The sequence below is a fragment of the uncultured Tenacibaculum sp. genome, from assembly GCF_947502995.1.
Lineage (GTDB): Bacteria > Bacteroidota > Bacteroidia > Flavobacteriales > Flavobacteriaceae > Polaribacter.
On the sequence record NZ_CANNBW010000011.1, the window covers coordinates 54,981 to 70,455 of the forward strand.

Sequence of the window (15,475 nt, forward strand, 5' to 3'; positions counted from 1 at the left end):
AAATATATTTAGAATAAACTCTTTATAAAAGATTGCCATGATAAAAAATACTGATCACTGTAGATTATGTAATAACCATGAACCAGATATTAAACACGGTTTTATTTGTCGATTAAATAATAAGCCTCCTACGTTTAACAAAACTTGCAACACAATAGAATTCGATACTGTAGCTCATCATAGAATAAAACATATAGACCTAAAAAGAAAAAAACTATATGAATCTAAATTTGATGCATATGGAGGAATTGTTTTCTGGCCTCTTGTAGGAATAGCTGTTCATTTTATTAATTACTATCTCTTCAATTACATCTATGCTAAAAATGCATATTCTGTATTAAATATCATACTTTTTGTAGTTGGTATTGTACTTATCGGAATGGGAGTTGGTCCATTTATAGAGTTTAAAAAACAGAAAGAAGTTGTAGATAATGAAATAGAAAACACAAATTCAGTTTTAAACTTATATCAAAAAAAATACATCGCTGAATATTATCCTAAAAGAAATTTTTTAGATACTCGAATTATGTTAAAGAGTATAAGGATTGAAGATAAATAAATCCAGTATTTCTCCTTGAAAAAAGATAACACATTAATAAAAAACACAGATCACTGTACTATTTGTGATCTTAGTAAAACTAACTTAGAATTAGGTTTGATTTGTAGTTTAACGAACCACACTCCTATTTTCCATAGAAGTTGTACAAATATTAAACTAGATGAAAAGCTTGAAGAAAAAAGCCACGAACTTTATTTACAGCGTGATTTTCTAAGTTTAAAAAACAAGCGAATATACATTAGGCTTTTTCTTTTTCCTTTATTAGGAATGATAGTTTTAATTCTTGACTATTTTTTCTATTTAAAATACATAAAACCTTATGGATGGTTATCAACTGAATATGGAATTTATCGTAGTTATTATTCTTTTACTGTTTTAGCTCTTTCATTTGTATTTGGTTGCCGTTTATTTGGTAAAGGCATTGGTCCCTTTTTAAATTACCAAGAAGATAAAAAAATGAATAAAGAGAAGATTACGAAACTCAAAAAAATTCTTAAACTTTATAAAATCTATTAAAAACTCTATGATCAAAAAACTTTTAAAATCAGAACAATTGAAATCTAATATTTTATATATACTTCGGCTTATCTGTAGATATTACATTGCTTTTCGAATGTTTTCTTATGCATTTGCCAAAATCCTTAAAAGTCAGTTTGATCTAGGATTATCATATTTAGGAGACGAATCTATAAACCATTTTAATGGATTCATGTTAACATGGAATTATTATGGCTATTCAAGAACGTATGGATTAATTATAGCATCTACCCAAATAATTGCAGCCCTTTTACTTTTATTTAGAAAAACAGAACGTATTGGGGTAATCTTATTCTTAAGTTTCATGATTAATATCTTATTAGTAGATATTTTTTATGATATTCAAGGAGCACTTTCTATGGCTATCAAATTAAGTGTTATGGGAGTTTTCTTATTAATTTCTGATTGGAGTGGAATTAAGTCGTATTTCTTGAAATTCAAAACTAAAACTCCTTTATTTCCTGATTTACTACCTAAGAAACTTAAAAACTTATATTGGATAAAATTTTTAGTTATCGGCGGAATGATTTTCTACGGATACAACTATATTTCTACAATCAAAAAGAATTTTTTGCTAAAAAAAGAAATCTTTGGAATTTATAAAGCTGTACCTAAAAATTTTAATGAGCGATATTTTAGGGTTTATTTTGATTACGATTATGGTTTAAAAATTAAAGACTTTAATGACAATATCTACTACGGTAACTTTGCTATAGATTCATTACAAAAATCGGTAACATTAAATGCAAAATGTTATACAGAAACTGGTTATTTCTTAGTTAAAGACAGTTTAAATAAATTGAATTTACCTAAAGACAGCATAAAAGTATTTACAAAAGAAATCACAAATTATTTTAATAAAAAAAGGATTAGCGAATCTTATAATGAAACTTTTGACTTTAAAATAAAAAACGACACCTTGATTTTAAAAAACAAGGCAACAAGTTTTAAACTAGTTAACGTCACAGATAAATACAAACATTAAAAACAAAAGCGTAGAAATAAATTCTACGCTTTTATATTTCTTTTCTTAAAGAATTCTATAATTAACTCTTCACTATCTCCAATAACTTCATCTGTATCTAAATCTCCAGTAGAACCTAAACCTGTCGCTTCAAATAAAGTTCCTACAATTTTAGAGCTGGTTTCTTCTTTTGTTTTTCTCCAGCATTCTCTAAGTAAATTTTCTACCAAAGTATCTATACCTAATTCATTTGTTGAAATATCTTCTTCTTCCTTAAATTCTGAATAATCTACTTCTAATGCATCTAATAACTGCAATAGTAAGTGTTCTAATTCATTTAATTCAAACTCTAAATCTAACTCTAATCGATCTTGTACTAAACTTTCTTTATGAAGCGATCCTTCAGGTTCACAAGCAACAAAAATCTGATCCCAAATGTACACATGATAATACATCTGAACTACTTTTACATCTTCAGGCCCTGCATTCTTTTCATAATCAAAATCAGCTAACTGAATTCTTTTACAAAAAGAATTGATTTCTTTTCTAAATGAATCTAAAATCATTTTATCAAAAAAATAATCTCTTAAATCCCAAATCAACCAATCATAATACATATCAATTAATGCAGATCCTTTAACAAAACTCTTCGTTTTATTAAAAGCTTCTTCACTTACAGGTAAATCAATTACCTTTTCTTCTTTGTTCAGATTTACATATTTGAATTTCATAGCATTTATGATTTAATAAGCATCAACATCTAAAATGAAACGAATAGGGCGAAATTCTTTAACTGCTTCAAACGTAGTTCTAATTCTTTGAATCTCTTGTTTCGTTTTTAGTAATGATTGTTTCGGAGGAATTTTTATTACTAAATTTTTTATGTACTGATTTCGTACTCTAGAAACTGCAGGAGCAGTTGGTCCTAAAACATTTTCTCTGAATACGTTCTGTAAGGATTTTGCTAACCAATTTATACCATCGTTTACTCTAACATAATCTCTATGTTTTAAAGTTATCTTGATTAAACGATAGTAAGGAGGATAATGATATTGCCAACGATCTTGCAATTGTTCTTTATACATTTCCTCATAATTATTTGTAGAAACTTGCTGTAAAATTTGATGATAAGGATTATAGGTTTGTATAGCTACCAATCCTTGTTTTTGATATCTTCCTGCTCTACCAGCAACCTGAACCATTAATTGAAAAGCTCTTTCATGTGCTCTGAAATCAGGGAAATTCAACATTGTATCAGCACTTAAAACACCAACTAAAGTCACGTTTTTAAAATCTAAACCTTTAGACAACATTTGAGTTCCTACTAAAACATCTATCTCCTGAGCATCAAAAGCCTCGATAATTTTCTGATAACCAAATTTTCCTCTAGTTGTATCAGAATCCATTCTTCCAATATTATGATTTGGAAAAAGCTCTTTTAGTTCAAGTTCTATTTGCTCTGTTCCGAAACCTTTCGTGTCTAATGTAGAACTACCGCAAGCTCCACAACTGGTTGGCATAGCTCTTTGATAATGACAATAATGACACTTTAATTGATTGTTATACTTGTGATATGTTAAACTAACATCACAATTCGGACACTGAGGTGAATTCCCACAAGTTGTACATTCTACAATTGGTGAATATCCTCTTCTATTTTGAAACAAAATTACTTGTTCTTTCTCCTCTAAAGCTTCATTAATTAATTGAATTAATCGATCAGAAAAATGTCCAACCATTTCTCTTCGCTTTCTTTTTTCCTTTACATCAATCAATTCTATTTTAGGCATCAAAACATTTCCGTGTCGTCTTGTTAAATTGACCAATCCATATTTTCCTTCTAAAGCATTAAATTTAGATTCGATAGAAGGTGTTGCTGAACCCAAAAGAACTTTTGCTTTATGAATTTTACCTAAAACAATAGCTGAATCTCTAGCGTTATACCTTGGTGATGGTTCAAATTGTTTGTAAGAAACTTCATGTTCTTCATCAACAACGATTAATCCTAAATTAGAAAAAGGGAGAAAAACAGTTGATCGAGCTCCTAAAATAATTTGTGCTTTTGTTTTTTGGTTAAGTGTATTATTCCATACTTCTACTCTTTCATTCACTGAATATTTAGAATGAAAAACAGAAATTTGATTTCCGAAGTAATTCTGTAAACGCGTAATGATTTGAGTAGTAAGAGCAATTTCAGGCAACATGAATAACACTTGTTTTCCTTCAGCTAAAACTTCTTTAATCAATTTTGTATACACTTCTGTTTTTCCAGAACTTGTTACTCCATGTAATAATGTAATATCGTGGTCATTAAAAGATTCTTTAATGTCATGTAATGCTTTCTCTTGAAATTCATTAAGGTCTTTTAACGGATTTTCATCTCCTTTAAATTGAACTCTATCTGTTTGAATATGATAAAATTCAAAAATCTCTTTATCTACTAAAGATTTTAATATTTGACTAGAAACTCCTGATTTCTCTTGTAAAGTTTTAGCCTTAATAGGTTTTTTCTCTGTTTTTAATTGAAAAAAGGTTAAAACAGCATCTCTTTGTTTTTTTGCACGAGATAATTCTGATAATAAAGCTTGCAAACCTTCTTCATGTTCATAAACTTTATTAAGCCTCACATATTTGATTAACTTAGGTTTGTATGTTTCGTAAATTTCCTCTTTTACATACAATACAGATTTATCTATCAACTGGTTTATAACGGGGAATACTTTTTTTCGATCTAAAATCGCCGTTATTTCATGAATTGTTAACTGTGATTGACGTTGTAAAGCTTCATAAATCAAGTATTCTTCATCATTTAAAACATCAATATCAGTAAATGTTTCATTTTTATGAATTACAGTTTCACTTTCCAAAAGAAATGCAGAAGGAACAGCTGCTCTGTATACATCTCCTAAAGAACACATGTAATATTGTGAAATCCATTGCCAATGTTTTAACTGTCTTTCATTTACAATAGGTTTTTCATCTAAAATTTGATGAATCTCTTTAGCCTCGTAAAGTTCTGGAGGATTTTGATGGATATTAAAAACTAAAGCTGCGTACATTTTAGTTTTACCAAAAGATACAGCAACTCGCATTCCTTTTTCAAGGAAATTTGCCTCTTCTTTAGTTACCGAATACGTAAATGTTTTTTGTATTGGTATAGGTAATATGACGTCTATAAAATAAATAAGAGAAAGATTTTATTATATCAAAACTAAGCAAAATTCACTACATTGTTTACATATTTTTAAATAAGATTATGACTTCAAATGAGTGGCTAAAAAAAGGTGAATTTAGAACTGTTTTTAATCATAAAATTTTCACTGTAGATGCTGGTGAAAAAGACAAACCAATATTAGTTATTTTGCATGGTTATCCGACTTCATCTTATGATTATTATAAAGTTTTAAATCAACTTACTAAAAAATATAGAGTTATTGTTCACGATCATTTGGGCTATGGTTTCTCTGACAAACCTTTAGATTATTCCTATTCTCTCATTGAACAAGCTGATGTTGCCTTAGCATTATGGAAACAACTTGGTGTTTCTAAATTTACTTTACTCGCTCATGATTACGGTACTAGCGTAGCTACAGAAATAATTGCTCGTCTTAATAAAAAACAAATTGATATTACTATTGAAGAATTCATTTTATGCAATGGAAGCGTACATATTGAACTTTCGCAACTACGATTGATTCAAAAATTATTAAAGAACAAACTTACTGGTAAACACGTTGCTAAACTATCTAACGAGTTCATTTTTTCTAAAAACATACGAAATGTTTATTTCGACAAAAATAAAGTAACCAACGAAGAACTCAAAGAAATGTGGCTACAACTTACTCATAATGATGGTAAAGCTGTAATTCATAAATTATCCAACTACATTAATGAACGTTATTTTTTCTGGCATAGATGGATTGGAGCTTTAAAAACAACGACTATACCAACTAAAATAGTTTGGCCTAAAAATGATCCGGTAGCTGTTTACAAAATGGCTGAATTACTTCATAAAGAAATACAAAATAACACATTATACACTCTTAATAATTCAGGGCATTTTCCTATGCTTGAAACTCCTGATGAATGGGTTACGTTAATAATGAAATAAAAAGAAAATAATTTAAAGTAGAATTAATTCTTAATAGCTTAAGTTTTGTATATTAGTTATTCATAAAATTATTTAACCAAAACCTTCTATTATGTTAAAAAACTTAGGAAAAAAATTAACGAAAGAACAGCAAAAAAGTATCAATGGTGGTTACACAAACATTTTTTGTAACACGCATAGAGATTGCTGGGAAAGTATTCCTTATGCTTTTCCTGGAGACTTTTCTTGTGTAAAAAGATATGGTTCTTTTTACGGAACTTGTGTTCCTAACTAAAAAACATAAAAGAGTATGATTAGCTCCGCCTATTGGCGGAGTTTTTTATTAACTTATATTACTCCAAATCCCACTGGTACGTTGTAAAGATGTAAGTCGTTTTAACATCAAAGCGTTTTCTTCTTTTTTAAGCCCAGGATCGTCATTTAATATTTTTATAGCACATTGTCGAGCATTATATAAAATCGGACTATCTTTTACAACATCTGCGATTTTAAGATTCAAAACACCACTTTGTTGTGTTCCCATAATATTTCCTGGTCCTCTTAATTTTAAGTCTACTTCAGCAATTTTAAATCCATCAGAAGTTTCTACCATGGTTTTAATTCTAGTTTTGGCATCAGAAGACAATTTTACTCCGGTTAATAGAATACAATAACTCTGTTCTGCTCCTCTACCTACCCTACCACGTAACTGATGCAATTGACTTAAACCAAAACGCTCAGAACTTTCGATAACCATTACAGATGCATTTGGAACATTTACACCAACTTCAATAACAGTGGTAGCCACCATAATTTGAGTTTCTTTTCTTAAAAAACGTTCCATTTCATAATCTTTGTCTGCAGGTTTCATCTTCCCATGTACAATACTAATTTGATACTTTGGTGACGGAAATTCTCGAACAATACTTTCGTAACCATCCATTAAATCTTTATAATCCATAGCCTGTGACTCTTGAATTAATGGATAAACTACATACACTTGTCTTCCTTTCTCTATTTCATCTTTTAAAAATCGAAATACTCCTAAACGATGACTATCGTATCGATGTACTGTTTTTACAGCTTTTCTTCCTGGAGGTAGTTCATCTATCACAGAAACATCTAAATCTCCATAAACAGACATTGCTAAAGTTCTAGGAATTGGAGTTGCAGTCATAACTAAAACATGTGGTGGAACTCCTTCAATCTCACTTTTTTTCCAAAGTTTACTTCTTTGTGCAACACCAAATCGATGTTGTTCATCTATAATTGCTAACCCTAATTTTTTAAATTGAACTTTATCTTCTAAAATAGCATGTGTTCCTATTAAAATATGGAGTGATCCATTTTCTAAACCTTCATGAATCTCTCTTCGTTTTTTTGTTTTGGTAGAACCCGTTAATAACTCCACATTAATGGTAGTATTAGCAAGTAACTCTTTTATTCCATTGTAATGCTGATTTGCCAAAATTTCTGTAGGAGCCATTATTGTTGCCTGATAACCATTATCAATTGCTAATAACATCACTAAAAGTCCAACTATAGTTTTACCCGATCCAACATCTCCTTGTAAGAGACGATTCATTTGTGCACCAGTTCCCGTATCTTTTCTAATCTCTTTTAATACTTTTTTTTGAGCATTTGTTAAGTCAAAAGGTAAATGATTATTGTAAAAGGTATTAAACTGCTCTCCTACATTTTCAAAAACATATCCTTTAATTCTCGATTTATTGATTAGTTTTTTTACTAACAACTGTAATTGAATATAAAACAGTTCTTCAAATTTTAATCGATATTGTGCTTTTGCTAATAATTCTTGACTTTTAGGAAAATGTATGTTAAGAATCGATTCTTTTTTATGTAATAACTGATTTTCAGTTCTAAAATCAGTTGTAAATGTTTCTTCTATACTATCAAAAGATTGTTGTAATAAATTTTGAATCATGGTTCTCATGACTTTATTACTAACACCTTTATTTGATAATTTCTCGGTAGAAGGATAAACAGGTTGCATTGCCATTTGTATCTTACTTTTATATTCAGATACTAATTCCATTTCAGGATGCGCCATGTTTGCAGTTCCTTTGAACCAGTTTAATTTTCCATAAACTACATAAGGTGTGTTTACTTTTAAACTGTCTTTAATCCATTTTACACCTTTAAACCAAACTAATTCCATTGTACCAGTTGCATCAGCGAATGTTGCAACTAATCTACTTCCTCTTTTCTGTTTTACAGTTTTAATTCCTGTAATTTTACCAACTACCTGAACTTCTGAACTATTCTGATGTAATTGATTGATGGTGTAAAACTGAGTTTTATCAATATAACGATTTGGGAATAAGTGCAAAAAATCATTACAGGTTTTTATTCCTAACTCAGAATACAACAATTCTGCTCTTGCAACGCTAACCCCCTTAATATATGTAACTGGTTGATTTAAGTTCATTCAATAATTAAAAGTTAATGATCTTTTTTGTCTTCAATCTCAAATTTAATTTCTTCTCCTTCCCAATCAAAAGCACAAGATTCAACAGTCTTTTTAATGTAATCTTTTTTATAATCAATAGTTTCACCTACTTCTCTAATAAAAACAATTTTATCTTCTACCCCTTCTTTATCATTTGGAAATACTATTTTTTCCTCGAACCAAGAACCTCCATCAGCAAAACTAGAAAATGCAATACCTTTCTTTAAGCTTCCATCATTAAACCAATAAACTCCCCCACCATCTACTCCACAAGCTTCAGCTATAGCATCTACTAAAAAAATAGACTTAATATTCTTCAATCCTTTATTTCCAAATACTCTAATTTTAAAAGTTGTTGCACTTCCTAAAAAACTTGAATTTTCTTCATATTTATTAGTTTCTTTATTAAATAACCTAACTACAACTTTATCATTTTTGTTTTTATCTTTTCTAATAGACACCAAATAAAGGTCTTTATCATAAACTTTATAATCTAAAGACAATAAACTTTCATACACATATCCTTCTATGTTTTTATATTTAACTTTATACCATTCCCAAACTATTTCATTATCAGGTATTGGTTTTTCATCTTCTATTCCAGAACTTAAAACTGTAACTTCCTCTCCTATTTTTAAAGTTTTTAAAACTTTAGCATTCATATTTGGTTCTTCTCTTAAACGAACATTATCACCAAATAACATTACAGTTTCATTAATTTTAAAACGTTCACCATACATTCCTATATACTTTCCTTCTTGAGAAAAAACATTTAATACACTAAACAAAACGAATAAATAATTCAGCACTTTCATAGACAAAGTTTTAAGTTTTTACACGAAAATACAAAAACCCAATAAATCGTAGTATCTTTGCAGCCCAAAATAAAACGAATGAGACTACATAGAAATTTAGTTTTTGCTGTAATAGACAGTCTAAGAGACATTTTCAACGAAGGTGTTTATGCTGATAAAGGTGTTGAAACAGCTTTACGAAGAGACAAGCGCTGGGGCGCTAGAGACCGTAAATTTGTTGCTGAAACTATTTATGAAATTGTTCGTTGGAAACGATTATACGCAGAAATAGCTAATGTAAAAGAACCTTTCTCACGTCAAGATTTATGGCGTTTGTTTTCAGTTTGGTGTGTTTTACGCGGTATTCAATTACCAGATTGGAACCAAATTGAACCTACTCCAAATAGAAGAATCAAAGGAAAATTTGATGAATTATCAAAAATCAGAAAGTTTAGAGAATCTATTCCTGATTGGATTGATGATGTTTGCTTAAGTGAACTAGGTGAAGAAGTATGGACTAAAGAAATTGCTTCTTTAAACAAGCAAGCTGAAGTTATTTTAAGAACTAATACTTTAAATACTACTAAAGAAAATCTAAGAAGTAAATTACAATCTGAAGGTATTGATACTGAATTTATAAAAGGATATCCTGATGCATTAAAGTTAGTAGAACGAGCTAATGTATTTAAAACAGAAAGTTTCAAAAAAGGATTTTTTGAAGTTCAAGATGCTTCTTCTCAATTAGTTGCCTCTTATTTAGAAGTTGAACCAGGTATGAAAGTAGTAGATACTTGTGCTGGTGCTGGAGGTAAAACATTACACCTTGCTTCTTTAATGAAAAATAAAGGGCAAATTATTGCCATGGATATTTATGAAAGTAAATTGAAAAAACTAAAAGTTAGAGCTCGTAGAAATGGTGTTCATAATATCGACACTAGAGTAATTGACTCTACAAAAGCTATTAAAAAACTTTACAATAAAGCAGATCGTGTTTTAATTGACGCTCCTTGTTCTGGATTAGGTGTAATTCGTAGAAATCCAGATAGTAAATGGAAATTACAACCTGAGTTTTTAGATAACATTAAAAATGTTCAGCAAGAAGTATTACAGAGTTATTCTAAAATGGTTAAATCTGGCGGAAAATTAGTATACGCTACTTGTTCTGTTTTACCATCAGAAAATCAACAACAAGTCGAATTTTTCTTAGCATCAGACGCAGGAAAAGATTTTACTTTTGTGCATGATAAGAAAGTATTATCTCACATTTCTGGATTTGATGGTTTTTATATGGCGTTATTAGAAAAAAAGTAATTATGACAAAAAAACTATTCTTTTTAATCTTATTTATTTACTCTTTTGTTGGATTCTCACAACAGAGTTATTACAATGATGTAGATTTAACTAAATCTGGTTTGGCCTTAAAAGACGAATTAGCATCTAAAATCACATCTACTCACACTAACTTTTTAGTATATACTCCTGGCGTTTGGGAAGCATCTAGAAAAACAGATGTCAATCCAGAAAATGCTAATGAAGTTATTTTAATTTATGGATATAGTACTTCTGGCATAACTGCGAGAACAAGAGGTATAAACCTTAGCGGTGGTGATGCTGGTGAATGGAATAGAGAACACGTATATCCTAGAAGTTTAGCTAACCCTTCATTATCTACACGTTCACCTGGAGCAGGAACTGATGCACATAGTTTACGTCCATCTGATGTAGATCATAATAGAGATAGAGGAAATTTAGCTTTTGTAGAAAGCTCAGGAAACTCTCGAAGAGTAAATGGTGGTTGGTATCCTGGTGATGAATGGAAAGGTGATGTAGCCAGAATGATGATGTATATGTATTTACGTTATGGAGATAGATGTTTACCTACAGTAGTTGGAATTGGGAGTTCTGCTAGTACACCTGATGACATGATCGATTTATTTTTAAAATGGAATGCTGAAGATCCAGTTTCTGAAATTGAAGATAATAGAAACACTTATCATGGTGATACAGCCAACACCTATGCACAGGGAAATAGAAATCCTTTTATTGACAATCCGAATTTAGCAACTCAAATTTGGGGTGGACCTGTAGCAGAAAACAGATGGGCAACAGCTAGTATTTCTGAGGAACAAACCTTAAAAGCTCGTGTATTCCCTAATCCATCAGTTAACGGTAAAATTACTATTTTCTCTAACGAATCTGAAATTAATGATATTAGAGTATATTCTATTTTAGGAAAAGAAGTTTACGCTAAAAAGAATCCTAATTTTGATGATAAAGCTTTTGACATTGAAAATTTAAATAGCGGAATTTATCTCTTAAAAATTAAAAACAATAATAAGTTTACTATAAAGAAGATTATTATAAATTAATTTAGAAAAGGCACTCTAACGGGTGTCTTTTTTTGTATAGATTTAGATTATAAATGTAAAAAAGCCCAAGGTGAATTCCTTGGGCTTTTCAATCAACTATCAAAAACTAACTAATCACTAACTTACAGGAAGTAATTACATATAAGACGACCAATTACCAATCTAGTTACGCTTTTGAAATTGAATTAACTTTTTTTTAAGAAGTTCTCTTATTGATTTCCTAAAATTATAGGCATTCCGTTCTTTCCAGAACCAATTAATACCACTTTACTATTAGAAGACTCCGATAACTTTAATGTAGCTTCGATTCCTTTTTCTTGTAAAATCTTATCCGTTAAAGAAGCACTTAAAATACGGTTTGCAGCGGCTTTACCTTCAGCATCTATTCGTTGTCTTTCAGCTTCTTTTTTAGCTTTAGCAATTCTAAATTCATATTCCAATGCTTCTTGCTCTTGTTTTAATTTACGTTCAATTGCATTTTTAATTGTTGGAGGTAATTCTACATCACGAACTAAAACTTCATTTAATTGAATATATTGTTTGTCTAAAATTTTCTTAGTTTCAATAAAAATCTCTTGTTGAATTACATCTCTCTTACTTGAATATAATTGCTCTGGAGTATAACGTCCAACTACACTTCTAGCAGCAGATCTAATTGCTGGTTTAATTACACGATCTAAATAATTTTCTCCTTTTTCTTTATGTAATCTTGCTAAATTATTAATCTGTGGCTGATACCAAGCAGAAGCATCCAATCGTATCTCTAATCCGTTTGAAGATAATACTTGCATTTGCTCAAACAATTCTTGTTGTCTTACTTCGTAAACGTAAACTTTATTCCATGGCAATACAAAGTGAAAACCTTCATCCATATAAGGTTCATCTACAACTACTCCACCTCCAAAGGTTTTATATAAAACACCCGCTTTTCCAGAGTTAATTGTTTCTGTTGATTTCGCTATGAAAATCATTAATACAAATGCTATTGGTATTAATAATATTCCTCGCTTAGGAAAATTTAAATTTGGTTGTCTATTATTCATAATTTTAAATTTATTTTTTTTCTAATCTATCTTTAACGTATTCTATTTTAGTTTTTCCATGTGGCACAGGATTTCCTTCATCATCTAAACTTACCATAATAATTTTATCAATTGTAATAATATCTTTCCTTGTAAGTTTGTTTCGCACCTTACAACCTAAAGTAATTGAAGTTCTTCCAAACTTTACTACATCAATTCCAATTTCAATAATATCTCCTTGACGAGCAGAACTTACAAAATCTATTTCCGACATAAACTTTGTTACTGTTCTTGGAATTTCTAATTGTATAATTGCATACAAAGCAACTTCTTCATCTATCCATTGTAATAATCTTCCTCCGAATAATGTTCCATTAGGATTTAAATCTTCGGGTTTCACCCATTTTCTTGTATGAAATTTCATAAACTATTCTATTGTTCTATATTAATTGCTTGAAAACCGACTAATTCTCCATCATCAAACTGAGTAGTAATTTGAATAGGGTTACAACAAATTTCACAGTCTTCAATATATGTTTCTGATAAACTTGGATCTAATAACATTGAGATTTCCTCCCAACAATACGGACATTGAAAAAAATGTTCTTTCATTAAATTTTACCAAAGATTTTTCGTGTAAACCATTCTATTGCTAATAAAGCAATTGCTAAAAACAAAATCCATTTCCAATTAATTAGATCTTGTTCTCTCTTTTCTAACTTTTGAATTGTAACCAACTTTTCATTCGCTACTAAATCTTGTAGTAATACTTCTTTTTGATCTTTAAAAAACAATTTCCCCTCAGAATTTTCTGCTAAAACGTTTAGTTTTTTATGATTTGCATTGGAGAATTGTTCTTCTATTTGAAAATCTGCAACTTTAAACTTTCCTGATTTAGATACAGTTTGCCCAAGTACATTTACTCGATAAGTATAATCTCCAGAATCTAAACCTTCGATACTTACTTTATAAGAACTGTTCATCAAAGAAAAAGGATATACTTTCTGTTCTTTTGTTTCCTCGTTTTTCACTAGAATCTCTAAAGAAGCTCTATTATCAAACTTGTAATTTTTATCCAAATATAAAGCTGAAACATTAATCTTATCATTAGCTAAATACAAATTGTCTAGTTTTACATCTAAACGTCTTCTCTTTTTATTTGAATCTAAATATTGAACTAAGTTTCCTAAAAACTCGTCGAAAACTTCAAAAGAATTTTCTCTTATAAAACTAGAAGCTCTCCATTTCCAGATTCCTTCTCCAAAAAGTACAGCATATTTTGTATCATTTTTTTCAAAAGTCGTTAATAAAGGATTGGAAGTATTTATTCCTTTTAATCTTTGAAATAGTAATGGACTATGTTCTTTAATTGCAATTGATCCGAATTTATCTTTTAGTGGCGGAAAACCATCAAAACCAATATCTTCCTGTAAATAGGTTAGAAAGTTAGTATTGTAAACCGGGCGATAATTTTCTGTTTGATTAATTACTTTTTTATTAAAACTGTACCCTAAAGAATTAATTAAATCCCAATTCGTTTTAGAGCCTGTTACTAAAAGAAAATTAGATTGTCTTTCTTGTAAATACTTTTTAAAATATGCATTAGGTTGATAAAAAACGACTAATTGATAATCTTTTAAATCTCCTTTAAATTCATTTACTTGAACAAGTTCTAATTTTCTTTGCTTATTACTTTCTATAGATTTTTTAAGCGCACCTAAATCAGGATGAACAATTGAAGAAAGTATTAAAACTTTAGATTGCTCATCTATTACTTCTACTGTAAAATTCTTTGTGTTATTTCTTACATTTTTCTCTTTATCTAACTTAGTTAATGACGCAGAATAATAATGAATTCCTTCTTTATCTGAATTTAATTCCGCAGTAATTACAGTCGACTTTTTATTTGGTGATAGTTCAACAGTTTTACTAAAAACTTTTGTTCCTCTTTTATAAATAGAAAAAATAGATTTCACTTGTGCTCTTCCTTCATAATTAATGAAAGCTTCTACCGGAAATTTATTATTTAAATAACTATACTTATTTACGTTTAGTTGACTTATTCTAATGTCTTGATATTGAATGGTATCTCCTAACACAACAGGATAAACAGTTTTTTGAGAATTCAAAAACTCATAATCTTCACCTAAAGTCTGGTTTCCGTCTGAAAGTAAAACTATAGTTCCTTCATTGTTCTTTTGTAACTCATTGATAGACTTTATAGCCTTAGTAATATTCGTGTTTTTATCAGAAAAAGTTACACTATCTAATTTTTCAACCTGATTACCAAATGTGTAAAATTCAACATCAAACTTATCATTAACAGCATCATTCTTTTTTAAATCTTCTACAAAAGAATTCACAAAATCAGTTTCTTTAAAAAATTGAGTTGATGATGAGTTATCAACCAAAACAGACAATGATGGTTTTACATTTTTAGTGGTTGTTAATTCTATTTTCGGATTTATTAATAATAATAGAATTAAGAAAACACTTAAAACTCTTAAAAAGAATAATAAAACTGTAATTTTTGGTGTCTTTTTTACTTTAAAGAAATATTGAAAAAAGCCAACACCTAAACTTACTAATAAAGCTAAAATGATATAAACTAGAGTTTCTGTTTGCACATTAAAAAATTTGAATTGTGAAGATATGAATAACCTTTAACAT

General features: G+C 29.2%; 15 protein-coding genes. 7 read left to right on the forward strand and 8 right to left on the reverse strand.

The features are described 5' to 3' along the window. Positions 1–37 precede the first annotated feature (37 nt). The 3 genes from Q1A46_RS10430 to Q1A46_RS10440 are packed head-to-tail and all read left to right on the forward strand — an operon-like array spanning position 38 to position 2,081. Positions 38–559 carry a hypothetical protein gene (locus Q1A46_RS10430; protein WP_299677813.1) on the forward strand — a complete coding sequence of 174 codons (522 nt, stop codon included), beginning with the start codon at positions 38–40 and terminating at the stop codon, positions 557–559. A gap of 15 nt (positions 560–574) precedes the next feature. Continuing rightward, positions 575–1,075 (forward strand): hypothetical protein, encoded by a 501-nt coding sequence (locus tag Q1A46_RS10435; protein WP_299677816.1) that lies wholly within the window; start codon positions 575–577, stop codon positions 1,073–1,075. A gap of 7 nt (positions 1,076–1,082) precedes the next feature. Continuing rightward, complete coding sequence (locus Q1A46_RS10440; protein ID WP_299677819.1) at positions 1,083–2,081, forward strand: hypothetical protein; 999 nt, start codon at positions 1,083–1,085, stop codon at positions 2,079–2,081. 23 nt (positions 2,082–2,104) lie between these two features. Here the strand turns inward: Q1A46_RS10440 and Q1A46_RS10445 are convergent, their stop codons facing one another. Both Q1A46_RS10445 and priA read right to left on the reverse strand, forming a co-directional pair. Continuing rightward, positions 2,105–2,791, reverse strand: coding sequence for a hypothetical protein (locus tag Q1A46_RS10445; protein ID WP_299677822.1), 687 nt, complete (start codon positions 2,789–2,791; stop codon positions 2,105–2,107). A 12-nt stretch (positions 2,792–2,803) separates the two neighbouring features. After that, on the reverse strand, positions 2,804–5,227 hold the full coding sequence (gene priA / locus Q1A46_RS10450; RefSeq protein WP_299678113.1) for a primosomal protein N': 2,424 nt from the start codon (positions 5,225–5,227) through the stop codon (positions 2,804–2,806). Between the two features lie 89 nt (positions 5,228–5,316). On the opposite strand from priA, the gene Q1A46_RS10455 reads away from it, so the two are divergent. After that, a complete protein-coding gene (locus Q1A46_RS10455; RefSeq protein WP_299677825.1) occupies positions 5,317–6,171 on the forward strand; it encodes an alpha/beta fold hydrolase in 855 nt (284 codons plus the stop codon). 91 nt (positions 6,172–6,262) lie between these two features. Continuing rightward, the gene (locus tag Q1A46_RS10460) at positions 6,263–6,445 is read left to right on the forward strand and encodes a hypothetical protein (RefSeq protein WP_299677828.1); all 183 of its coding nucleotides are present in this window, start codon (positions 6,263–6,265) and stop codon (positions 6,443–6,445) included. A gap of 48 nt (positions 6,446–6,493) precedes the next feature. On the opposite strand, the gene recG is transcribed toward Q1A46_RS10460, so the two are convergent. Both recG and Q1A46_RS10470 read right to left on the reverse strand, forming a co-directional pair. Next, positions 6,494–8,599, reverse strand: coding sequence for an ATP-dependent DNA helicase RecG (recG, locus tag Q1A46_RS10465; RefSeq protein ID WP_299677831.1), 2,106 nt, complete (start codon positions 8,597–8,599; stop codon positions 6,494–6,496). Positions 8,600–8,613: 14 nt separating this feature from the next. After that, positions 8,614–9,435: an SH3 domain-containing protein gene (locus Q1A46_RS10470; protein ID WP_299677834.1), complete on the reverse strand. Its 822-nt coding sequence runs from the start codon at positions 9,433–9,435 to the stop codon at positions 8,614–8,616. A gap of 78 nt (positions 9,436–9,513) precedes the next feature. Here Q1A46_RS10470 and Q1A46_RS10475 point away from each other — a divergent pair, with 78 nt between their 5' ends. Continuing rightward, the gene (locus Q1A46_RS10475) at positions 9,514–10,725 is read left to right on the forward strand and encodes an RsmB/NOP family class I SAM-dependent RNA methyltransferase (RefSeq protein ID WP_299677837.1); all 1,212 of its coding nucleotides are present in this window, start codon (positions 9,514–9,516) and stop codon (positions 10,723–10,725) included. A 2-nt stretch (positions 10,726–10,727) separates the two neighbouring features. Then, on the forward strand, positions 10,728–11,783 hold the full coding sequence (locus tag Q1A46_RS10480) for an endonuclease (RefSeq protein ID WP_299677840.1): 1,056 nt from the start codon (positions 10,728–10,730) through the stop codon (positions 11,781–11,783). 209 nt (positions 11,784–11,992) lie between these two features. Here the strand turns inward: Q1A46_RS10480 and Q1A46_RS10485 are convergent, their stop codons facing one another. Genes Q1A46_RS10485 through Q1A46_RS10500 form a run of 4 tightly spaced genes read right to left on the reverse strand, consistent with a single transcriptional unit; the run spans position 11,993 to position 15,432 of the window. Continuing rightward, entirely contained in the window at positions 11,993–12,826 is an 834-nt protein-coding gene (locus tag Q1A46_RS10485) for a prohibitin family protein (protein ID WP_299677843.1), read from the reverse strand. Between the two features lie 10 nt (positions 12,827–12,836). Next, positions 12,837–13,229 (reverse strand): acyl-CoA thioesterase, encoded by a 393-nt coding sequence (locus tag Q1A46_RS10490; protein WP_095072394.1) that lies wholly within the window; start codon positions 13,227–13,229, stop codon positions 12,837–12,839. Positions 13,230–13,237: 8 nt separating this feature from the next. Continuing rightward, a complete protein-coding gene (locus Q1A46_RS10495) occupies positions 13,238–13,417 on the reverse strand; it encodes a CPXCG motif-containing cysteine-rich protein (protein WP_299677848.1) in 180 nt (59 codons plus the stop codon). Continuing rightward, entirely contained in the window at positions 13,417–15,432 is a 2,016-nt protein-coding gene (locus Q1A46_RS10500) for a VWA domain-containing protein (RefSeq protein WP_299677851.1), read from the reverse strand. Before Q1A46_RS10500 ends, Q1A46_RS10495 begins: the two co-directional genes overlap by 1 nt. Positions 15,433–15,475: the final 43 nt, after the last annotated feature.